Raw genomic sequence first — 20251 nt, 5'->3', positions numbered from 1 at the left:
TGATCTTATCCAAAAACCGGTTCCCATTTTTTGGGATCATAGTCGTACCCACTCGGCGTAGCTGTCTTCGCCGAAGCGCATCTCGCGCAATTTGCGGAAACCTGGCGGGATATGGTCAGCGTCGATGGGTGATGCAATGCCGTCCTCGCCGATCGCGTCCGGCCCCTGAAACAGGATGATGCGGTCGACCAGGTCTTCTTCCAGGAAGGCCTTGGCTACCTTGGCACCACCTTCGACCAGCACGCTCGCCATGCCGAGCGCGGCCAGATCCTCCAGTAATTCCGGCAGGGCCACTTCGCCTGAATAGGTTTCCGTGCCGATGAAGCGCACGCCGGCGCGTTCGAGGGTCGCGCGCCGATGCGGGTCGGCTTCGAGGCAGGCGGCGACATAGAGTGGCACGCGGTCGACGCCGGATACCAGCTTCGACGCCTCCGGCAGCCGGATCTGGCGATCGAGGATGATGCGCGCCGGCGAGCGGTTCTCCAATCCCGGCAGGCGCACGGTCAGCGCCGGGTCGTCCTCCAGCGCCGTGCCGATGCCGACCAGGACGGCGTCCGCTTCGGCACGCATCAGATAGACTTCACGCCGCGCGAGCTCGCCGGTTATCGCGACCTGTCCGGCGCCCTTCCGGCCGATCTTGCCGTCGCTCGAAAGCGCAAGCTTCAGGGTCACTTCGGGGCGTTTTTTCAAAGATCGAGTCAAATAGCCGGCCATCTGCTCGGCGGCTTCGGCAGCAAGCACCTTCTCCACCACCTCGACGCCGGCGGCACGCAGAATGGCGTAGCCCTTGCCGGAGACGCGCGGATCGGGATCGCTCGCCGCGCCAACGACGCGCGCAATGCCGGCATTGACCAGCGCGTTGGCGCAAGGCGGGGTGCGGCCATGATGGGCGCAGGGTTCGAGAGTAACGTAAGCCGTAGCACCACGCGCGAGCTCGCCGGCTTCGGCCAGCGCCTCGGTCTCGGCGTGCGGGCGGCCGCCGACAGCCGTCACGCCGGTGCCGACGATCATCGGGCCGGCGCCGTCGTCGCGCACGACGATGGTGCCGACCGAGGGGTTGGTCGAGGTGCGGCCGGCATTGCGGCGCGAGAGCCTGATGGCCGCGGCCATGTAACGGCGGTCAAGGGTCGCCTGCCCGGCCTCGCTCAATTGAGGTTTCGCCATGGTCAGCCGGCGTCCTCTTCGGTCTTTTCCTCGTCGCCCTTCAGCTCGCCCAGCAGCTCATGGAAATCCTTGGCCTCGCGGAAATTGCGGTAGACGGAGGCGAAGCGGACATAGGCGACGTCGTCGAGCGACTTCAGCGCTTCCATGACCAGCCGGCCGACCTCGCCAGACGCCACTTCCGTCTCGCCGGAGCTTTCGAGCTGGCGCACGATGCCGGTCACCGCGCGGTCGATGCGCTCGGGATCGACATTGCGCTTGCGCACGGCGATCTCGACGGAGCGCAAGAGCTTGTCGCGATCGAACGGCACCTTGCGGCCGGACTTCTTGATGACGACGAGGTCGCGCAACTGCACGCGCTCGAAGGTGGTGAAGCGGCCGCCGCAATCCGGACAGACGCGGCGCCTGCGGATCGCCGCGCCGTCCTCGGCGGGGCGCGAATCCTTCACCTGCGTATCTTCGGACTGGCAATAGGGACAGCGCATGGAGAGCCTTGGGTTCGCGATTCTGTGGGCGAAAGGCTTAGAGCCTTTTGTGCCTCAGAGATAGCGAGACGCGAGCAAGATTGCCAGCGCCCTGCCCCAGCCGCCGTCAGTGTCAGGGCGCAACATCCTTGGTCGCGAAACCACAGGATGCGCCGAGATTGCGATAGGCCTTGGTGAAGCCGTCCATCGGGATGCTCGCGACGGTCTGCTTGCCGAAGACGACATCGAGCGAGGTGACTTTGCGCATCGCGCGCAGCAGGGCGAGACTGGTCTTGGCCTGGTTGTCGACCAACCAGCTGGGTCGGCCATTGACGCCATTATTGGAATAGACCGTCGCGGAAACCTTTATGCCGGGATCGCCGAAGGTCGCCGCGATCTTCTTGCCGGTCGGCAGATCCTTGTTGTCGACGCTGATCATGATGGCGGGATAGGCATCGGGCGGCAGGGCGTCGCCTGTCGAGATCGACAGTGTCAGCGTGCCCGCATTGCCGATGCCGTCGACGAAAGCCGTGGAGGCTGCGCAGGTCTTGTGCGAATCCTGCCCGGTATCGAGCGTGTCGATGATTGTGGTCCACCTGCCGAAGGTACTGGTGGCCGGCAAATTCGGATCCGGCTGCGTCTGCTCCTGGGCAACCGCGCCGGACGCGGCGAAACCGGCCAGCGAACCAAGCAATGCCAGGGCGGCAAGACGGAAAGTGCGCATCATCAAGTCTCCAACAAGCCGCGCCGCCCGTTCAAGGCGGCGCACGGCGCAGGATAAAAGATGACGCGCAACGCCCCGTCAACCAAGAGAGGGTCAACCGAAAGAGGAGGTCAACCGAGATAGGGATAAAGCGGGAACCGATCCGTCAAAGCCGTGACCTTGGCCTTGACCGCGGCCTCGACAGCAGCATTGCCCTCATCGGAGTTGGCCACCTTCAGCCCGTCCAGCACCTCGGCGATCAGCTTGCCGATTTCGCGGAATTCGGCCTGGCCGAAGCCGCGCGTGGTGCCGGCGGGGGTGCCGAGACGGACACCGGAGGTGACGAAGGGCTTTTCCGGATCGAAGGGGATGCCGTTCTTGTTGCAGGTGATGTTGGCGCGGCCGAGGGCCGCTTCGGCACGCTTGCCGGTGGCATTCTTCGGCCTGAGGTCGACCAGCATCAGGTGGTTGTCGGTGCCGCCCGAGACGATATCGAGGCCGGTTTCCTGCAGGCTGGAAGCCAGCGCCTTGGCGTTGGCGACGATGCTTTCGGCATAGGCCTTGAAGCTCGGCTTGAGCGCCTCGCCGAGCGCCACCGCCTTGGCGGCGATGACATGCATCAGCGGGCCGCCCTGCAGGCCCGGGAACACCGCCGAGTTCATCTTCTTGGCGATCTCCTCGTCGTTGCTCAGGATCATGCCGCCGCGCGGTCCGCGCAGCGACTTGTGCGTGGTCGTGGTCACGACATGGGCATAGGGCAGCGGCGACGGATGCATGCCGCCGGCGACCAGGCCGGCGATATGCGCCATATCGACCATCAGATAGGCGCCGATCGAGTCGGCGATCTCGCGGAAACGCTTCCAGTCCCAGACGCGCGAATAGGCGGTGCCGCCGGCCAGGATCAGCTTCGGCTTGGTCTCATGCGCGGTCTTCTCGATCGCATCCAGGTCGAGCAGGTGATCGTCCTTGCGAACGCCGTAGGAGACGACCTTGAACCACTTGCCGCTCATGTTGACCGGCGAGCCGTGGGTCAGATGGCCGCCGGAATTCAAGTCGAGGCCCATGAAAGTGTCGCCGGGCTGCAGCAGCGCCAGGAACACGGCCTGGTTCATCTGGCTGCCGGAATTCGGCTGGACGTTGGCGAAGTTGCAGCCGAACAGTTTTTTTGCGCGCTCGATGGCAAGCTCCTCGGCCACGTCGACGAACTGGCAGCCGCCATAGTAGCGCTTGCCCGGATAGCCCTCGGCATATTTGTTGGTCATGATCGACCCTTGAGCCTCGAGCACGGCGCGGGAAACGATGTTCTCCGAAGCGATCAGCTCGATCTCATGGCGCTGGCGGCCAAGCTCGTTGCGGATGGCGCCGAAAATTTCCGGGTCGGCATCGGCAAGCGTGGTCTCGAAGAAGGATTCGAATTTGCTGGAGGCTGCCGCGGCATTTGACATGGCTTGCTTTCCCTTGGGGCCGGAGGTCTTGCGAGGTCGCCGCGCCAATAACACAGTTGTTTGGAGCCCGCCACGTTTGCGGCGCGAAATTTGCTGGCCGGATTGCGCCAAGCAGATCGGCTGAAACGTTATTTCCTGTCCTGCCGGCTCTTGAACAGGGCTTCGGTCAGCGTGATCTCGGACAGCAGCGCCCGCATCGTGTGGTCGTTGATCTCGCGGCTGCGGAACATGGCGCGCACGGCGGCGCGCTCTGCCTCGATGCCGGCATGCCTCAGATCGAGCTCCAGCCGCCCGGCCTCGCGCGCCTCGGCGCGCGCCTCTTCGGCCTCGTCGGACGCCGCGATGCGGCGGCGGTAGCCTGCGACGATGCTGTCGGCGACCGCAAGCCGGGCTTCCGCCGCCTCGCCTTCCTCGCCTCCGTCACCGGCGAGGCTCTCGATCCTGGCGATCGCTGCATTGGCGGCGCCGACACGCGCCCGCCGCTCCTCGGCCGCACCCGGGTCCTCACCCGGCTCGACCAGTCCGCGCGCGATTCCCGGCAAAGCGAGGCTGGCGATGATGAGCGAGCAGATAATGACGCCGGCGGCGAGGAAGATCACCACGTCCCGCGCCGGAAAGGGCGAGCCATCCTGCAGCGCGAGCGGCAGCGACAGGATGCCGGCAAGCGTGATTGCCCCGCGCACGCCGGCTACCGATCCGGCAAGCCTGACACGGAAACCGAAGGGCTCGGCCTTGCGCTTGCCGAGCCGGGCGGCGACCACCGACGCCATGTCGCCGATCCAGATCCAGAGGAAGCGCAGGCCGACCAGGCAGAGCGTCAAAATGAGCACGGTCAGCGCCGGCTCGAACAGCCAGTGCCGGCTGGTGAGCTCCGGCGGAACCTTGCGGATGATGTCGGGTAGCTGCAGCCCGAGCAGGATGAAGAGAGCGCCGTTGAAGACGAAGGTCAGCGTCGACCATAGCGACATCGCCTGGATGCGCGCCGACACCGACAAAAAGCGAAAAATGCCCGAAGTTCCGGTGAGCAGGCCGGCGGTGACCGCGGCCAGGATGCCGGAGGCGCCGGCATGCTCGGCGATGAGATAGGCGACGAAGGGCAGCAGGGTCATGACCAGCACCTGCGCCTCCGCCGGCGTGCCGCCGATGCGGCGAAGGATTTGCAGCGCCTTGGCGGCGATGAACAGCGCCGCGATGCCGGCGAGGACGCCAGCCGCCACGGCATAGACGAAGGTGAGTGAGGCGGCGGCGAAGGAGAAGCTGCCAGTCAGCGCGGCCGCCACGGCGAAGCGGAACATGACTAGGCCGGAGGCGTCGTTGAGCAGGGATTCGCCTTCCAATATGTGCATCAGCCGCGCCGGAACGACATTGCGGTCGACGATCGAGGACACGGCGACCGCATCGGTCGGCGACAGCACGGCGGCTAATGCGAAAGCGACCACCAGCGGGATGCTCGGCACCAGCCAGTGCAGGGCGTAGCCGAAGCCGACGATGGTGAAGAAAACCAGTCCGATGGCAAGATCGAGGATCGGCCCGCGCAGCTCGATCAGCTCGCGCTTCGGCGCCGCGAAGGCGTCACCGAACAGAAGCGGCGGAATGAACACCAGGAGAAAGAGTTCCGGATCGATCTCGACATGCAGGCCGCCCGCCGGCCAGGCAAGGGCGGCGCCGATCGCGATCTGCAGCACGGGCAGAGGCACGCGCACCAGCCGTACCAGCGCGCCGGAAAGCGCCACGAAAGCGAGCACGACGAGAATGAAGACGGCGACTTCCATGATGCGATTCCGGCTCTGAGGCCGACCATGCGCAATTGCCGGCGTCGCGTCCAGACGGTCGACGAACTTGTCATCGGCCCGTCGATAGATGCCGCAGCTGCCGATCGATCTGAAGCGGCTGATAGAACAAAAAAGGCCGCCTCGAGGACGGCCTTTTTGATCTGAATGTCAAACGCTTACAGCGAAGAAGTGATCTGCAGCTGCTCGTTGCCGTCGAGGCCGTAGATGTCGTCGCGGAACTGCACGACGCCGGGGCCCGTCGACCATGCCGACAGATAGAGGAAGTGGACCGGCACCGGATTGACGACCTGCACCGGGGTGTTCTCGCCGGTCTTGATCGTCGCCTCGAAATGCTGGCGGTCCCAGCCGGGCGTGTCGCGCAGGATCCAGGTGACGAGGTCGCGCACGTTCTGGACGCGCACGCAGCCGGAAGAGTCGAAGCGCATCAGCTTGCCGAACAGGCTCTGCTGCGGCGTGTCGTGCATATAGACGCCGTCCGGGCTGGGGAAATTAATCTTGACCGAAGCCATGGCGTTGCCGGCGCCCGGATCCTGGCGGAACCGGTATTTCTCCGCATCGTCCGTCGACCAGTCGACGGTCATCGGATCGACCTCGCTGCCGTCCGGCGCGAACAGGCGGATATGACTGTCCTTGAGGTAGTTCGGGTCCTTCCGCATCAGCGGAATGATGTCCTTGCGCACGATCGAAACCGGCGCGTTCCAGTAAGGATTGACGATGATCTCGTTGATCTTGGAATTCACGATCGGCGTCTGGCGGTCGATCTTGCCGACGATTGCGGTGTGGCGAAGCACGACGCGATCGTTCTCGACCGCTTCAATCTGCGCCCCTGGGATGTCGACCAATACGTAGCGGCTGCCCAACGTGCCGGCCTTTTCCTTCAGGCGCTGCAGGTTGGTCTGCAACTGACCGAGGCGGATCTGCGCCGAGACGTTCATCGCCGCATAGGTGTATTTGCCCATCGCGCCATCGGCCGGCAGGCCGTGGCGAAGCTGGAAGCGCTTGACCGCCGAGTCGACATAGGAATCGAACGCCGTCGAAATGCCGGCGCTCTGCGCCAGGTCGCCCGAGATCATCAGCCGCTTGCGCAGCGGCACGACATCCGGATCGTCGACGCCGAGCTGCAATTTCTTGGTCGCCGGAACCTGCTCCCAGCCGCCCTGGCCGGCGATGTTCTGGTACTGCGCCACCGCCTGCTCGGTGAAGGCGACGGTCTGCAGGCTGAAGATCGGCAGCGTGGAGGCTACCTTGCCGGTCTGACTGGCGCGGGCGTCGAACTGGTCGTCCCAATTGCCGCGGCCCGAGGATTTCAAGATATCCCCGATCACGTCCTGCGCGCTGGCATGGCCGGCGACCACGGCGGCGGCGAGAGCGGAGGCTCCGGTAAGGAAGAAACGGCGGCTGGTTCTCATGGACGTTCCAGACATTCTAGCTGTATCAAATCTCGCTCAGTTCGCTCTACTGGCGGGTTGCCCGCACTCTAGGGTCGGCAATCTTAACAATTAGCCAACCATGTCCCGCATCGCCCGGCTGCCAGAAAGGCGCGGCCGCAGCGCCGGGTCCAATGAGCGCAGGGCATCGGCCCGCAGCATCACCCGCACCCTCGCTTTCACCGCGATTATGGCGGCAACGTGGCCTTGGCCCGCGATTTGCTTGAGGCGAGAAGATGAAGGGAAAGGGACCGATGCATTTTGGCATCGCCGGTCGCGGACGGTTCGGCGAATGCCTCATAAGTTTTCGGCTCGTCCTACTTCACCCGGTTCGGGCACAGGGCTTTGAATTGATCCAGCGTATAGTCGTAGCCGGAGGCGCCCGAGCCATCGAGCACCACGTTCTCGTCCGTGTCGGCAATCAGATAGTCCGTCGCAGTACCGGCGGGGCTGCGCCCCTGAAACAGCATGTTGGCGCCATAAAACGTCGTGAACTTGCCGGTCTTGCAGTCCGCGGTGATCTCCAGATGCAGGGGCGTTCTCATTTCCCTGGCAATGCAATCCTCGGTCACCTGGCCGACATAGTCGCGGCAAAAGCCGATTGCATTTTGCCTGGTGTGCTTCGTCAACACGCTGGCATGCGACGTGCCGATGCCAGATTTTTTGACGATTGTGAGCTCCATGCCGGCTCTGGAGCCGTAGTAGAGCGTCTTGGCGCCAGCCGGCGAAGCCGGGATCAAAGCGGAAAGCACAAGCAGGAAATAACGCACGACACCCCTCCCCGTTGGCAGGAGAGCTTCCACACGCGCTGCCCCCTGGTCAACTCCCCAGGGCCTTCCCTTCGCAACAAGAAAAAGACCGGCACCTTTCGGCACCGGTCCCCTTATTGTTTCCCCCGGGCCGCGCTTCTTCGGCGCGGCTTTGATGTCTCAGGTTTCGAAGGCGCCTACATCCGGTAAGCAATGGTGTCGTTCCAGAAGCGATCCAGGCGCTGCAGGGCGCGGTTCATCTGCTTGAACTCGTCGGTGTTGATGCCGCCGACCGCCTCGATCGAGCCGACATGGCGCTCGTAGAGGCCCGCGACTACGTCGGCCACCTCGTTGCCCTTCGGCGTCAGCGAGACGCGGACTGAGCGGCGGTCGATGCGCGAGCGCTGATGGTTGATGAAGCCGAGATCGACCAGCTTCTTCAGGTTATAGGAGACGTTCGAGCCGAGATAATAACCACGCGAGCGCAGCTCGCCGGCGGTCAGCTCCGAATTGCCGATGTTGAAGAGCAGCAGCGCCTGGATGGCGTTGATGTCGGAACGGCCGTTGCGGTCGAACTCGTCCTTGATCACGTCGAGCAGACGGCGATGCAGACGCTCCACCAGCTGCAGCGATTCCATGTACAGCGAACGGATCGCCTCGCGGCGGTCGTCGGATACGTTAGCGGTCTTCGCCGCCGGACGCGAATTGATCATTGTCTTTGCCTCTCGTTTGTCGCCCGGTGATTTTTGTTCTTCACCTTGATCGCGACACTATCGAATACTCATAAAATTCGACTTAAACGCCAAGGCTAACAAGAGCTTACCGGTAAGAGGTTTCGAAAGAGGCTTAACGAACGGTCACGCGAGCAAGAACAATTAACCTAAAGGTTTAGCCAATGGCTTTTGGGCAAATCGCTGAGCCGAATCTAGGCCTCTGGAGCCGCTTGGCAACCTACTGCCGGAGCCGACGCTTCTGCAGCCAGATGGTCACCCGGAAGACGACATAGAGCAGCGCCGCGCAGGCATGCGAGACGACGATCAGCAGCCTGTGCCCGAAGAGGCCGGGAAAGCCGGCATACATGACGGTTTCGGTCGCCGCGCAGATGAACCAGATGACGGGCCCCCAGGAGGCGAGCATCCAGAGGCCCGCGGCGGCAAAGGGAAAGAAGACGGCAAGCGTGGCCGCGGCCACCTGCCAGTGCACCGGCATCAGGTCGAAGCGCCAAAGCTCGCCGGGATAGATGCCGATCAGCCGGATCCAGTAGAGGACACCGAAAAGCAGGCAATAGCCGGCAATGACCCGCTGGAACCAGGCGAAAATGACCTCGGTGGTCGAGGGCTGCAGCACCACGCGCCTGGAGGTGACCTCGCTCACAGCTCGAGCTCCCCGGCTCCGAGCGGCGCGAAATAGGCATCGACATCGGCGACGCTCACCGCATCGAGACTGGCGGGCCGCCACTCAGGCATCGAGCCCTTGTCGATGATGGCGGCGCGGATGCCTTCGTAGAAGTCGTGGCCGGCCAGCATGCGGTTGAGGATGCGGAACTCCATCTTCATGCACTCGTCCATCGACAGCGCCAGTCCGGCGCTGATCTCGCGCCAGGCGACGTTGAGGCTGGTCGGCGAGCGCATCCTGATCGTCGCCAGCGTCTTGGCTGCGAAAGCACCTTCGGCGGCGGCCCGCTCCAGGCTGGAGATGGTGTCGGCCAGCGAGGCTTGCGAAAAGTGATGGGCGATCGCTTCCAGGTCCTGTCGTTCCGTCTCGCGCTTGGCAGGCGTGAAGAAAGAGCGCAACTCCGACTCCGGATCGCCGGAAACTGCGATCTCATCGAGCAGCCCCGCCTGGTCCTCGGCCTTGATGGTCTGCGTGGCCAGGCCCGACCACAGCGCATCGCCATAGCGGATACGGTTTCCCGTCAGCCCCAGATACATGCCGAAGCTGCCGCCGAGATCGGGCAAGAGATGGCTGGCGCCGACATCGGGGAAGAAGCCGATGCCGACTTCCGGCATGGCGAACTGCGCGTTCTCGGTCATCACGCGATGCGAGCCGTGGAAGGAAATGCCGACGCCGCCGCCCATGACGATGCCGTCGATCAGCGCGACATAGGGTTTCCTGAAACGCGCGATGCGGGCGTTGAGCCGGTACTCGTCGGCGAAGAAGTCGACCGGCGGCTTGCCGGCGCGGCCGGACTCGTAGATGTGCAGGATGTCGCCGCCGGCGGAAAACGCCCTGCCCTCGGCCTTGACGACGACGGCGCTGACGCCGGCATCGCCCTCCCAGGCATCGAGCGCCTTGCCGAGCGCCTTGATCATGCGATGGGTGACGGCATTGAGCGCCCGCGGCCGCGTCAGCGTGACGACGCCCGCCTTGCCCAAACGCTCGAAGCGAATCTCGTCGCCTCCGTCAAAATCCATCACCAGAGAATCCTTGTCTCCGCCCTTTCGGGGGACTGAAGTGCTAAAGGCGGCATAAGGATGCGTCAATGCCAGCGGGTCATCACACTGGCGGCTGGGCGCGCCAGATGTTACGAAACCGGCAAACGATTGCGCCCGCGCGGCCCGACAGATTTCGAGCAAATCGACATGGCTGGATTTCCTCGTCTCGTGGCTGGATTGGCAGGACTCCTTTGGCTGGGAGCTCCGCCGGCCATTGCCGCGACGACCGACGAACTCTACCAGGCGCAGACCATCGTCACCGGCACCGGCGAGCCGAACCGTGAGATCGGCTTCAAAGCTTGCCTGGACAAGGTGCTGGTCAAGGTTTCCGGCGACCAGCGGCTGACGCAGAAGCCGGAGATGCTGGCGCTGCGCGACAAGGCGGCCGACTTCGTCCAGTCCTTTCGCTACCATGACCGGCTGGAAGGCGTGCCGATCCATGACGAGCAAGGCACGCATGACAGGCCGCACGACCTGACGTGCCTCTACAAGCCCGCCGTGGTCGACAAGCTCCTGGCGCAGCTCGGCAGCAGACCCTGGCATGGCGAGCGACCGACGCTCGCCGTCTTCCTCACGACCGAGCAAGGCGCGAGGCATTTCGTGCTGACGGCCGACGAGGATCGCGGCGAGACGATGCGCGAATCCTTCGCCAATGCCACCGGCCCGCTGCTGATGCGCGTCACCTTTCCAAAGGCCATGCAGCTTGCCGGGCTCAACGACAAGACGCTGCGCACCGCCGACATGGCAAAGCTCGACCGGCTCGCCAAGGGAATGGGCGCCAGCAAAACGCTCGCCGGCAGCATCGTGTGGAGCGACAAGGAACTTGGTTGGATCGCCGACTGGCGGCTGGCCGATCGCGGCAAGACCTACCAATGGCAGGTGCGCGGCGTCAGCTTCGACGAAGCTTTCCGCGTGGCTGTGAAGGGCGCGGCGCAGATCCTGTCGGGGAATGGGCAGCCGTAAGGCGCCCCCACGAAGTGGGGGAGAGGTGGCTCGGCGAAGCCGATACGGAGAGGGGAGCGCCCTACGAAGGCCCCCTCTCCGTCCACTACGCGGACACCTCTCCCCCGCCTCCGGCGAGGGGGAGGAACTTGCACTCGGCTCCTGGCACAATCGTGTCGCATTGGTCAGCGGCGGGGGCGCGTGGTAAAAGCCGGAACAAAGAAGAGTTTTGGCGATGAACAGATTCACTCCCGCAAAGCCTGCAGGCGCGCGCAGCGTCGACGAGATCACCGGCAGCCGGCGGCTGCGGCGCATGCGCAAGGCCGACTGGTCGCGCCGGCTGGTGCAGGAAAACCAACTCTCGGTGAACGACCTGATCTGGCCGATCTTCGTCGTCGACGGCAAAAATGTGCGCGAGCCGATCGCCGCCATGCCGGACGTCTATCGCCTCTCCGTCGACCTCGCGGTCAAGGAAGCGGAACGCGCGGCCAAGCTCGGCATCCCGGCGATCGCAACCTTCCCCAATGTCGAGCTTTCGCTGCGCGACCAGACCGGATCGCACATCCTCGACCCCGAAAACATCATCAACCGCACTACCCGCGCCATCAAGGACGCGGTGCCGGAGATCGGCATCATTACCGACGCCGCGCTCGATCCGTTCACCAGCCATGGCCATGACGGCATTTTGCGCGACGGCATCATCGTCAACGACGAGACCGTCGAGCAGGTTACCGCAGCAGCGGTTATCCAGGCGGCGGCGGGCGCGGACATCATCGCGCCGTCCGACATGATGGACGGCCGCATCGGCGCCATCCGCGACGCGCTCGACGCCAACGGTTTTCAGGACGTGGCGATCATGTCCTATGCGACGAAATTCGCCTCGGCCTTCTATGGGCCCTATCGCGAGGCCGTCGGCACCGCCGGCCTGCTCAAGGGCGACAAGAAGACCTATTATATCGACCACGCCAATTCCGACGAGGCGGTGCGCGAGGCCGAGCAGGATCTCGCCGAAGGCGCCGACATGCTGATGGTGAAGCCGGGGCTGCCCTATCTCGACATCATCCGCCGGCTGAAGGACGAGCTCCGGATGCCGACCTTCGCTTACCAGGTGTCGGGCGAATATTCGATGATCAAGGCGGCCAGCGCCAATGGCTGGATCGACGGCGAGAAGGCGATGCTGGAATCGCTTCTCGCCCTCAAGCGCGCCGGCTGCGATGGCATCCTCACCTATTTCGCGCCGGTGGTGGCGGAGATGCTGAAGGGCTGAGCTTCCTTCCCTATCGCCTTCTTGCTGCATTTATCGGGACGCGCCCACTCGGGTGGGGTGATTTTGCGCCCAGCAAATACCGCTTGCATTACGCAATCAGTTAAGCTACCTCATAACCGCTTTCATATTACAACCAGTTTAGGAGGCAATGATGTCCAGGCTGCGTGTCAACGCTTTCACCTTGTCGCTCGACGGCTACGGCGCCGGTCCCGATCAGACCCTCGAAAACCCGCTCGGCGTCGGCGGCGAAGATCTGCATAAATGGATGATCGGCACCCGCTCCTTCCACCAGATGGTCGGCAAGGATGGCGGTACCACCGACATCGACGACGGCTTCACCGTGCGCAGCTTCGAGAATGTCGGCGCCTGGATCCTCGGCCGCAACATGTTCGGGCCGGTCCGCGGCGAATGGCCGGACGAGAGCTGGAAAGGCTGGTGGGGCGACAACCCGCCCTATCACGTGCCGGTCTTCGTGCTCACCCACCACAAGCGCGCGCCGATCGTCATGGAAGGCGGCACGACCTTTTATTTCGTCACCGACGGCATCCATTCGGCGCTCGAGCAGGCGAAGGCGGCGGCCGGCGGCAAGGACGTTCGGGTCGGCGGTGGCGTTTCGATAGTCCGGCAATATCTCAAGGAGAAGCTCATCGACGAGATGCACCTCGCCATCTCGCCGATGCTGCTCGGCTCTGGCGAGCACCTCTTCGCCGGCCTCGACATGCTGAAGCTCGGCTATCGCTGCACCAGCCAGGTCGCGACGGCCGATGCGACGCATGTCGTCATCAAACGCAATTCCTGATCGCAAGATGCCGGAACGCGAGCTGGCCGCGTTCCGGTCGTGCCCTCAGCCCTTCGGTAGATAGGAAATCGTCCCCGCCAGATCGGTGTTGTCGATCAGCTGGAAACGGCTTTCGCTACCGGCCTGACGCGCGGCAAGATACGGCGCGTATTGCGGATCGCTGGCGAAGGCCTGCGCCGCCGTCGCCGTCGGAAACGCCATCAGCGCGATCAGGCTGGTGTCCAGCGGGTTGCCCTCAAGCGTCTTCACATTGCCGCTGCGCGCCAGATATCTGCCGCCATGCTTGTGCACCAGCTCGTGCACCGAAGCGGCATAGGCCGGCACCCACTTGTCGTCCGTCACCTTGATGTCGGCGATCACGTAAACGGTCATGGTCAAAAGTCTCCTCTTGTTGTCGGCACCGAACCGCCCGGTGACGTGACCGCTGCCTCGCATGGCAAGGCCGAAACGCTCCAGTCTGCCATCTGTACTGGCCGGTACAGCTTCTGTACTGGCCGCAAGGGGCGCCTGAGGATTATGGTTCGGCTTCAATCGGTGGGAGGCCAAACAGATGACGCAACCCGGATATAAGCAGTTCTGCCCGCTCTCGATGGCGGCGGAGCTGTTGTGCACACGCTGGACCATGGTGCTGCTGCGCGAGCTGGTGGCGGGCTCGACCCGCTTCAACGATCTGCGTCGCGGCGTTCCGAAAATGTCGCCGACACTTCTGTCGCAAAGACTGAAAGAGCTGGAGGTCGCAGGCATTGTCGAGCGCGCCGAGCTCAAATCCGAGAAAGGCGTTTTCGAATACAGGCTGACCGAGGCCGGCAAGGATCTGCGCCCCGTGGTCGAGGCGATGGGTTTCTGGGGCCAAAAATGGGTCGAAGCCCGGCTGTCGCTCAAGAACCTCGATCCATCGCTGCTGATGTGGGATATGCGACGCAACCTGAACCCAAGCCCGCTGCCCGACGGCCGCACGGTAATACAATTCCTGTATCACGACCTGCCGGCGTCAAAACGCTCCTGGTGGCTGATCGTCGAGAAGTACGGCGATGTCGATCTGTGCTGGTACGATCCGGGATTTGAGGTCGATCTCTATGTCTCGACCGACCTCTGCACCATGACCTCGATCTGGATGGGACTGACAACAGTCCACAAGGAGCGCGAGAAGGTAGCGCTGACCGGAAACCTCGACATCGCCGCCAAGATGCAGACGTGGCTCGGCCTCAGCCCATTTGCCGTCATGCCGAAACGCGTAGCCGCGTAGAGGGCCTCAATACTTCGCCGGCACGTAGAGTTCGCGCGGCAGCACCTGACGCTCGTAGGACGGGTTGAAGACGCGCTCGGGCAGCGTGATCTCCTCATGCGGCACGTCTTCGTAAGGCATCTGCTGCAAGAGGTGGTCGATGCAGTTCAGCCGCGCCCGCTTCTTGTCGTTGCCCTCGACGATGAACCACGGGGCTTCCTTGATGTTGGTGCGGGCAAAAGTCTCTTCCTTGGCCTTGGTGTACTGCTCCCAGCGCACGCGCGACTGCAGATCCATGGGCGACAGCTTCCACTGCTTCATCGGGTCATGGATGCGCATGAGGAAGCGCATCTGCTGCTCCTCGTCGGTGATCGAGAACCAGTATTTGACCAGCGTGATGCCGGAGCGCACCAGCATGCGCTCGAATTCCGGCACGTCGCGGAAGAACTCTTCCACCTGCTCGGCATTGGCAAAGCCCATGACGCGCTCGACGCCGGAGCGGTTGTACCAGGAGCGGTCGAACAGCACGATCTCGCCGCCGGCAGGGAGATGCGGCACGTAGCGCTGGAAATACCATTGCGACTTCTCGCGCTCGGTCGGCGCGGGCAGCGCCACGACACGGGCGATGCGCGGGTTGAGGCGCTGCGTGATGCGCTTGATGACGCCGCCTTTGCCGGCGGAGTCGCGGCCCTCGAAGATCACCACCAGCTTCTTCTTGTGGTAGGCGACCCAGGACTGCAGCTTGATCATTTCCGACTGCAGCCGCAGCAGCTCGCGGAAATAGGTCATCCGCTCGATGGAGGGTGGATGCGACTTCTTGTAGATTTTGGCGATCTCGAGCGAGAGCGCAGGCTCGGAAATCTCCAGCTCATAATCCTCGTCGAGCGTGTCCTCGAGCTCGGCTTCCAGCCAGTCCTTGGCTCCGGAATTCGGCCCGGAATTCGGTTTGAGTTCGTTCATCGCGCTGCTCCTGCCTGTCAGCCACCCTGTCTTTGGATGCGTTCCGGCATGCCGCAAACGCAACTCCGTAAGCCGACTGAGATACAGGCCTGCAATGACGGTTTTATTGCAAGCTCGCCCGGCAACCAGTGGACTAGCCGTTATGTGATCGACCCGTATCGATGCCGGGGCGACAAGCCGCCGGAATTGTCCTACAAATACCTCGCTTCTTTCCGGCGCCCGCCACGGCGCGCCCCTGCAAAACAAAAATCGCGAGGACCTGACATGGAATACCGCACCCTTGGCCGTTCCGGCCTGAAGGTTTCGACATTGACGCTTGGCACGATGACCTTCGGCGGCACGGGCCCGTTCGCCGCCGTCGGCAATTCCGATCTTTCCGAAGCCAAGCGCATCATCGACACCTGCATCGATGCCGGCATCAACCTCATCGACACCGCCAATGTCTATTCGAACGGTCTGTCCGAGGAGATCGTCGGCGAGGCGCTCGGCGGCAAGCGCAAGAACGATGTGCTGATCGCGTCGAAGGCGCGCATGCGGATCGGCAACGGCCCCAACGACGAAGGCCTGTCGCGCCATCATCTGATCCGCGAATGCGAGAGGAGCCTGAAGCGGCTGAAGACCGATGTCATCGACATTTACTTCCTGCACGAATGGGATGGCGTCACGCCGCTGGAGGAGACGATCGCAGCGCTCGACACGCTGGTCGGCCAGGGCAAGATCCGTTATGTCGGCTGCTCCAACTACTCGGGCTGGCAGGTGATGAAGGCGCTCTCGATCAGCGAAAGCCATCATCAGCCGCGCTTCGTCACGCAGCAGATCCACTACACGCTGGAAGCGCGCGAGGCCGAATACGAGTTGCTGCCGATCTCGGTCGACCAGGGCCTCGGCGTGCTGGTGTGGAGCCCGCTGGCCGGCGGCCTGCTTTCCGGCAAATACCGCCGCGACAGCCCGACGGCGCGCCAGTTGGGCGGCTGGTCGGAACCGCCGATCCGCGACGAGGACAGGCTGTGGCGGATCGTCGACGTGCTCTCCGAGATAGGCAAGGCGCGTGGCGTTTCGGCGGCACAGGTGGCGCTTGCCTGACTGCTCGGCCGCCCGGCCGTCAGCTCGCTGGTGATCGGCGCCCGCAACGAAGCCCAGCTCAAGGACAACCTTTCCGCGGCAAGCCTGACACTGTCGCTCGACGAGCGCTTGCGCCTCGACGCCGTCAGCCGGCCGCCGTTGCTTTATCCCTACTGGCACCAGCAGCTCACCGCCAAGGACCGGTTCGGCCCGGCCGACCTGGTGCTCGACCGCAGCGATATCTGACAACCGTCAGCCTGTGATGTAGCGCCAGACTTCCGCGTCGGGTTTGATCTGGCCGCTCAGCACGAAATATTTGTAGAGGACGAGCAGGGAAACGGCCCGCTCGTCCTTTTCGTTGCTGAACCGGCGACAATAGGCGTTGGCCGCCGCTATGATACGCTGGGCCTCCGCCGGACGCCTTTCGAAATAGGCGATCTTGTCGGCGACATCCGAAAAATCCGGCGCCAGCGGCACATAGTGGACATTGGCCTCGACCTCAGCTTCGGCGAACCAGGTCTCGTAGGTGGGAGGCGGCATCAGGCAGAGCGAGTTCGAGCTCATGATCCATTTCAGGTTCGTCGCCACGTCGTTGCCTTCGAGCGAGACGATGTAGCGGAACTGCAGATGCTGCGGGATCGTGAGATAAGGCTTGCGGTAGTTCTCCGGCGCGCTCGGCTTGGGCGAGCCCGCATCGCAAAGCGGCAAACCGCGCACGGCGTCGACGAACCGCTTGCGGATCGGATTGTTGAGATCGCCACGCCAGACCGCCATCGGGCGTTTGTCGGCGAAAGACAACCGATCGCGAGGGAAGCGGAAATGGCGGAACTTGTCGAGCTTCATGATCACGGCGTTGCCGTTGTCGTCACGGATCGGCCGATCTTTCACGATCGCCGGCATCTTGGGCACGTCGACGACATCGCCGAACTCGAGATCGATGAGCAGGTCGCGATCGAAGTAGCGGGCGAACTCCTTCAGATCGTAATAGTACATGCTCCCGAACTTGGGTATTTGACCGGCCGGCACGGCCGCCGCGCTCGGCACGAAGCTATGGTCGAGCCTGTTGTAATAGTTGACGCGGTCGCGGACCGTTTTGCTGGAGAGCCTCGCCTGCTGCAGCCGGCTGGCCAGGCAATGGCGAAAGAGAGCCTGCGGCGCCACATCGCGCGTGATGTTGCGTACGAAATAAAATACCCGCGCTGCGGTGCGTAAGGGCGAAGCCATGCGTCCGTCGTTTCAAAGATGCGGAGTTGTTCCCCGCGTCTCCTACAGCATTGTGCCGAACATCTTGCAAGCCCGCACAACCGGACGAAATTGTGAGAGTCCAGTATTCGACGACGTTTGCGGGGTCAGGCAGCGACAACGGCAAAGCCCCTGGCGCGCAGGCCGCGCCGGTCGTCATGCAGCGAAGTCACCAGCCGGTCGCGGCTGCCGGCGATATGCGCCGAGAGCAGTCGCGCCGCCTCGTCGGCATCACCCTTTCGCACGGCCGCCAGGACCGCATGGTGCTCGGCCCATGCACGGCCGAGCGCCGCCTCGTCGCGCACTTCCAGCCAGCGGGCGCGCGACAGCCTGGTCATCGCGTCGCGCACGGCTCTGAGCAGAAATTCATTGCCGGAAAGCCTGGCCAGCTCGATGTGAAAATCCATGCCGACGCGGTGCCATTCCACGCGCGGCGTATCGGCGTCACAGGAATCGAGCATCGCCGCGATCACCTCGACCCCACCGCGATCCTCGAGCGCCGCCGTCAACCTCACCGCCGCCACCTCGACCGCCTCGCGGTAGACGGCGATCTGACCAAGCTCGGCGAGGTTGATGGGCGCTACCGTCCAGCCGCGGCCGTCGCGGCCGATCAGCCCTTCGGTCTCGAGGCGCAGCAATGCGGCCCTGACCGGGGTGCGCGAGGCGCCGAAGCGGCTTTCGATCCAACGCTCGGTCAGCCGCTCGCCCGGCCCGATCTCCAGCCCGAGGATCATCTCGCGAAGCTGCCTTTCGACATTCTGCATCTGCGACATTGTCGTTCCGCTTTTTCGGCTCCGCATTGACAGCGGCTGGGTTGAGGTTCATGACGGATACCACCTTGGTATCCCAAAATGGTATCCGGAACAACCCGGATGATCTTGCAGGCATGACATGGCGAACGACACTCCTGAACAGAGCGGCTACAACATCCATTGGCGGCGCAATCTCGCGGTCTGCTTCGCCGGCTCGTTCAGCACGCTGATTGCCATGACGCTGCTGTTGCCGTTCCTGCCGCTCTACGTCGAACAACTGGGCGCCGAGGGGCACGCGGCGATCGTGCAATGGTCGGGCATCGCCTATGGCGCGACCTTCTTTGCCGCGGCGCTGGTCGCCCCCCTGTGGGGCCGGCTCGGCGACCGTTACGGCCGCAAGCTGATGCTGGTGCGCGCCTCGTTCGGCATGGCGATCTGCATGTCGCTGACAGGCATGGTCGAGAGCGTCTGGCAATTGGTGTTGCTGAGGCTCCTTATCGGCTTTGCCGGCGGCTATTCCTCGGGCTCGACGATATTGGTGGCGATGCAGACGCCGAAGGACCGCTCCGGATGGGCGCTCGGCGTGCTCTCGGCCGGTATCACGGCGGGCTCGCTGGTCGGCCCACTGCTAGGCGGCGCGCTGCCGCCGGTGATCGGCATCCGCGCGACATTCCTGCTATCCGGCGGCGTGATCTTTCTCGCTTTCCTGGCCACGACTTTCCTGATCAAGGAAAACCCGCGCCCACCCGCGGTCAACGCCGCTTCGCCGGCGAAACCGAAAAGCGGCTGGTCGCAAATCCCCGACAAGCGCCCGGTCGTCGCCATGCTAACAACCGGCATGCTGCTCGCCTTCGCCACCATGTCGATCGAGCCGATCATCACCGTGTATGTGCAGCAGCTCGTCGAGGACCAGAGCAAGGTGACAATGGTCGCCGGCGTGGTGATGTCGGCGGCAGCACTCGGCACCATCCTGTCCTCGTCGTGGCTGGGCAAACTCGCCGACCGCGTCGGCCATTGGAATGTCGTCGTCGGCGCGCTCGCCGTCTCGGCGTTGCTGCTTGTTCCACAAGCTTTCGTCACCGACGGCTGGCAACTGATCGGGCTGCGCTTCCTGATGGGCCTGGCGCTCGGCGGCTTGCTGCCCTGCATCACCAGCGTCATCCGCCACAACATCCCGGACGGCGTCGGCGGCAATGTGCTTGGATTGTCGATCTCGGCGCAATATGTCGGCCAGGTCGCTGGCCCCCTCGCCGGCGGCTTCGTCGGCGGCCATTTCGGGATGCCGGCGGTGTTTTTGGGCACATCGGTGCTGATGGCGCTCGGGGCGGTCTACAACTGGATTGTCCAGTCGCGGCGGGCGCGGCATATGCTGCTTGAGGCCGGCGAGTCCTGATTGGCGCCTGCCCTGCCGAACACGGAGCATCGAAATGAGCCTTGCGGGGCAATCCTCAAACGGCGGCAGCCCTGTCCTCGTGCTGGCGGGCGGCCTTGTCGGCGCGGCAGGCGTGGCGCTGTCAGCGGCGGCCGCGCATCGCGGCGGCGCCTTCACCGGCACGGCCGCATCCTTCCTGTTGATGCATGCGCCGGTCTTTCTCGCCATCGGCCTTATCGGCGGCAACCGGTGCCTCCGGATCGCAAGCCTGGCGCTGCTCGTCGGCCTGCTGCTGTTCTCGGGCGACCTGCTCGCCCGGGATTTCCTGGGTTCGCGGCTGTTTCCGATGTCGGCGCCGATCGGCGGCACGCTACTTATCGCCGGCTGGCTGGCGATCGCGGTCTCGGCGCTGTTGCGTCCACGGTCCTAGACCTATCTCTTCCATCGGTGAGG

At 63.9% G+C, this 20251-nt stretch carries 20 protein-coding genes and 1 pseudogene; 7 read left to right on the top strand and 14 right to left on the bottom strand.

Annotated elements, in window-relative coordinates; translation table 11 throughout:
* Window positions 1-36: 36 nt before the first annotated feature.
* The 10 genes from ribD to EJ071_RS24200 all read right to left on the bottom strand — a co-directional run bounded on the left by ribD (window position 37) and on the right by EJ071_RS24200 (window position 10156).
* Entirely contained in the window at window positions 37-1164 is a 1128-nt protein-coding gene (ribD, locus tag EJ071_RS24245) for a bifunctional diaminohydroxyphosphoribosylaminopyrimidine deaminase/5-amino-6-(5-phosphoribosylamino)uracil reductase RibD (RefSeq protein WP_189521201.1), read from the bottom strand.
* 2 nt (window positions 1165-1166) lie between these two features.
* Window positions 1167-1646 (bottom strand): transcriptional regulator NrdR, encoded by a 480-nt coding sequence (gene nrdR, locus EJ071_RS24240; RefSeq protein ID WP_059184872.1) that lies wholly within the window; start codon window positions 1644-1646, stop codon window positions 1167-1169.
* Between the two features lie 112 nt (window positions 1647-1758).
* Complete coding sequence (locus tag EJ071_RS24235; protein WP_245459961.1) at window positions 1759-2352, bottom strand: hypothetical protein; 594 nt, start codon at window positions 2350-2352, stop codon at window positions 1759-1761.
* Window positions 2353-2459: 107 nt separating this feature from the next.
* Window positions 2460-3773 carry a serine hydroxymethyltransferase gene (gene glyA / locus EJ071_RS24230; protein ID WP_126100123.1) on the bottom strand — a complete coding sequence of 438 codons (1314 nt, stop codon included), beginning with the start codon at window positions 3771-3773 and terminating at the stop codon, window positions 2460-2462.
* A 128-nt stretch (window positions 3774-3901) separates the two neighbouring features.
* Window positions 3902-5545 (bottom strand): Na+/H+ antiporter, encoded by a 1644-nt coding sequence (locus EJ071_RS24225; RefSeq protein WP_126100122.1) that lies wholly within the window; start codon window positions 5543-5545, stop codon window positions 3902-3904.
* Window positions 5546-5721: 176 nt separating this feature from the next.
* A complete protein-coding gene (locus tag EJ071_RS24220; protein ID WP_126100121.1) occupies window positions 5722-6975 on the bottom strand; it encodes a L,D-transpeptidase family protein in 1254 nt (417 codons plus the stop codon).
* Between the two features lie 335 nt (window positions 6976-7310).
* Entirely contained in the window at window positions 7311-7763 is a 453-nt protein-coding gene (locus tag EJ071_RS24215; protein WP_126100120.1) for a hypothetical protein, read from the bottom strand.
* Between the two features lie 176 nt (window positions 7764-7939).
* Window positions 7940-8455 carry a MarR family winged helix-turn-helix transcriptional regulator gene (locus EJ071_RS24210; protein ID WP_040983294.1) on the bottom strand — a complete coding sequence of 172 codons (516 nt, stop codon included), beginning with the start codon at window positions 8453-8455 and terminating at the stop codon, window positions 7940-7942.
* 238 nt (window positions 8456-8693) lie between these two features.
* The gene (locus EJ071_RS24205; RefSeq protein ID WP_126100119.1) at window positions 8694-9116 is read right to left on the bottom strand and encodes a DUF6163 family protein; all 423 of its coding nucleotides are present in this window, start codon (window positions 9114-9116) and stop codon (window positions 8694-8696) included.
* Window positions 9113-10156: an enoyl-CoA hydratase/isomerase family protein gene (locus tag EJ071_RS24200; RefSeq protein WP_126100118.1), complete on the bottom strand. Its 1044-nt coding sequence runs from the start codon at window positions 10154-10156 to the stop codon at window positions 9113-9115. The genes EJ071_RS24205 and EJ071_RS24200 overlap by 4 nt, the downstream gene beginning before the upstream one ends.
* Window positions 10157-10345: 189 nt before the next feature.
* Between EJ071_RS24200 and EJ071_RS24195 the strand changes: the two genes are divergently transcribed.
* The 3 genes from EJ071_RS24195 (at window position 10346) to EJ071_RS24185 (ending at window position 13185) form a co-directional block, all read left to right on the top strand.
* Window positions 10346-11140: a DUF2066 domain-containing protein gene (locus tag EJ071_RS24195; protein WP_245460354.1), complete on the top strand. Its 795-nt coding sequence runs from the start codon at window positions 10346-10348 to the stop codon at window positions 11138-11140.
* Window positions 11141-11354: 214 nt separating this feature from the next.
* Window positions 11355-12386: a porphobilinogen synthase gene (gene hemB, locus EJ071_RS24190; RefSeq protein WP_126100116.1), complete on the top strand. Its 1032-nt coding sequence runs from the start codon at window positions 11355-11357 to the stop codon at window positions 12384-12386.
* A 151-nt stretch (window positions 12387-12537) separates the two neighbouring features.
* On the top strand, window positions 12538-13185 hold the full coding sequence (locus EJ071_RS24185; RefSeq protein ID WP_126100115.1) for a dihydrofolate reductase family protein: 648 nt from the start codon (window positions 12538-12540) through the stop codon (window positions 13183-13185).
* Between the two features lie 45 nt (window positions 13186-13230).
* Here EJ071_RS24185 and EJ071_RS24180 read toward each other — a convergent pair whose 3' ends face one another.
* Window positions 13231-13557 (bottom strand): DUF1330 domain-containing protein, encoded by a 327-nt coding sequence (locus EJ071_RS24180; RefSeq protein WP_126100114.1) that lies wholly within the window; start codon window positions 13555-13557, stop codon window positions 13231-13233.
* Between the two features lie 178 nt (window positions 13558-13735).
* Here EJ071_RS24180 and EJ071_RS24175 point away from each other — a divergent pair, with 178 nt between their 5' ends.
* Window positions 13736-14431 (top strand): helix-turn-helix domain-containing protein, encoded by a 696-nt coding sequence (locus EJ071_RS24175; RefSeq protein WP_126100113.1) that lies wholly within the window; start codon window positions 13736-13738, stop codon window positions 14429-14431.
* Window positions 14432-14437: 6 nt separating this feature from the next.
* On the opposite strand, the gene ppk2 is transcribed toward EJ071_RS24175, so the two are convergent.
* Window positions 14438-15370 (bottom strand): polyphosphate kinase 2, encoded by a 933-nt coding sequence (ppk2, locus tag EJ071_RS24170; protein ID WP_126100112.1) that lies wholly within the window; start codon window positions 15368-15370, stop codon window positions 14438-14440.
* Between the two features lie 264 nt (window positions 15371-15634).
* Here ppk2 and EJ071_RS24165 point away from each other — a divergent pair.
* A pseudogene (locus tag EJ071_RS24165) lies at window positions 15635-16678 on the top strand (aldo/keto reductase).
* A 6-nt stretch (window positions 16679-16684) separates the two neighbouring features.
* Here the strand turns inward: EJ071_RS24165 and EJ071_RS24160 are convergent.
* Window positions 16685-17656 (bottom strand): glycosyl transferase family 90, encoded by a 972-nt coding sequence (locus EJ071_RS24160; protein ID WP_126100111.1) that lies wholly within the window; start codon window positions 17654-17656, stop codon window positions 16685-16687.
* A 125-nt stretch (window positions 17657-17781) separates the two neighbouring features.
* Window positions 17782-18447, bottom strand: coding sequence for a GntR family transcriptional regulator (locus EJ071_RS24155; RefSeq protein ID WP_126100110.1), 666 nt, complete (start codon window positions 18445-18447; stop codon window positions 17782-17784).
* A 118-nt stretch (window positions 18448-18565) separates the two neighbouring features.
* Between EJ071_RS24155 and EJ071_RS24150 the strand changes: the two genes are divergently transcribed.
* Together EJ071_RS24150 and EJ071_RS24145 are read left to right on the top strand one after the other, a co-directional pair.
* Window positions 18566-19819 (top strand): multidrug efflux MFS transporter, encoded by a 1254-nt coding sequence (locus tag EJ071_RS24150; RefSeq protein ID WP_126100109.1) that lies wholly within the window; start codon window positions 18566-18568, stop codon window positions 19817-19819.
* Between the two features lie 34 nt (window positions 19820-19853).
* Window positions 19854-20228 (top strand): DUF423 domain-containing protein, encoded by a 375-nt coding sequence (locus tag EJ071_RS24145; protein ID WP_126100108.1) that lies wholly within the window; start codon window positions 19854-19856, stop codon window positions 20226-20228.
* Window positions 20229-20251 lie beyond the last annotated feature (23 nt).

The organism is Mesorhizobium sp. M1B.F.Ca.ET.045.04.1.1 (genome assembly GCF_003952465.1).
GTDB classification, from domain to species: Bacteria; Pseudomonadota; Alphaproteobacteria; order Rhizobiales; family Rhizobiaceae; genus Mesorhizobium; species Mesorhizobium shonense.
Note: the sequence above shows the minus strand (reverse complement) of the source record. Positions and strands in the feature narration are given on the sequence as shown.

What these genes read in the sequence shown, in the direction of transcription:
- EJ071_RS24225 (WP_126100122.1), bottom strand. Translation starts at nt 5,545, where the DNA reads ATGGAAGTCGCCGTCTTCATTCTCGTCGTGCTCGCTTTCGTGGCGCTT.
- hemB (WP_126100116.1), top strand. Translation starts at nt 11,355, where the DNA reads ATGAACAGATTCACTCCCGCAAAGCCTGCAGGCGCGCGCAGCGTCGAC.
- EJ071_RS24180 (WP_126100114.1), bottom strand. Translation starts at nt 13,557, where the DNA reads ATGACCGTTTACGTGATCGCCGACATCAAGGTGACGGACGACAAGTGG.
- nrdR (WP_059184872.1), bottom strand. Translation starts at nt 1,646, where the DNA reads ATGCGCTGTCCCTATTGCCAGTCCGAAGATACGCAGGTGAAGGATTCG.
- glyA (WP_126100123.1), bottom strand. Translation starts at nt 3,773, where the DNA reads ATGTCAAATGCCGCGGCAGCCTCCAGCAAATTCGAATCCTTCTTCGAG.
- EJ071_RS24150 (WP_126100109.1), top strand. Translation starts at nt 18,566, where the DNA reads ATGGCGAACGACACTCCTGAACAGAGCGGCTACAACATCCATTGGCGG.
- EJ071_RS24160 (WP_126100111.1), bottom strand. Translation starts at nt 17,656, where the DNA reads ATGGCTTCGCCCTTACGCACCGCAGCGCGGGTATTTTATTTCGTACGC.
- ppk2 (WP_126100112.1), bottom strand. Translation starts at nt 15,370, where the DNA reads ATGAACGAACTCAAACCGAATTCCGGGCCGAATTCCGGAGCCAAGGAC.
- EJ071_RS24155 (WP_126100110.1), bottom strand. Translation starts at nt 18,447, where the DNA reads ATGTCGCAGATGCAGAATGTCGAAAGGCAGCTTCGCGAGATGATCCTC.
- EJ071_RS24175 (WP_126100113.1), top strand. Translation starts at nt 13,736, where the DNA reads ATGACGCAACCCGGATATAAGCAGTTCTGCCCGCTCTCGATGGCGGCG.
- EJ071_RS24185 (WP_126100115.1), top strand. Translation starts at nt 12,538, where the DNA reads ATGTCCAGGCTGCGTGTCAACGCTTTCACCTTGTCGCTCGACGGCTAC.
- EJ071_RS24145 (WP_126100108.1), top strand. Translation starts at nt 19,854, where the DNA reads ATGAGCCTTGCGGGGCAATCCTCAAACGGCGGCAGCCCTGTCCTCGTG.
- ribD (WP_189521201.1), bottom strand. Translation starts at nt 1,164, where the DNA reads ATGGCGAAACCTCAATTGAGCGAGGCCGGGCAGGCGACCCTTGACCGC.
- EJ071_RS24235 (WP_245459961.1), bottom strand. Translation starts at nt 2,352, where the DNA reads ATGATGCGCACTTTCCGTCTTGCCGCCCTGGCATTGCTTGGTTCGCTG.
- EJ071_RS24220 (WP_126100121.1), bottom strand. Translation starts at nt 6,975, where the DNA reads ATGAGAACCAGCCGCCGTTTCTTCCTTACCGGAGCCTCCGCTCTCGCC.
- EJ071_RS24200 (WP_126100118.1), bottom strand. Translation starts at nt 10,156, where the DNA reads ATGGATTTTGACGGAGGCGACGAGATTCGCTTCGAGCGTTTGGGCAAG.
- EJ071_RS24210 (WP_040983294.1), bottom strand. Translation starts at nt 8,455, where the DNA reads ATGATCAATTCGCGTCCGGCGGCGAAGACCGCTAACGTATCCGACGAC.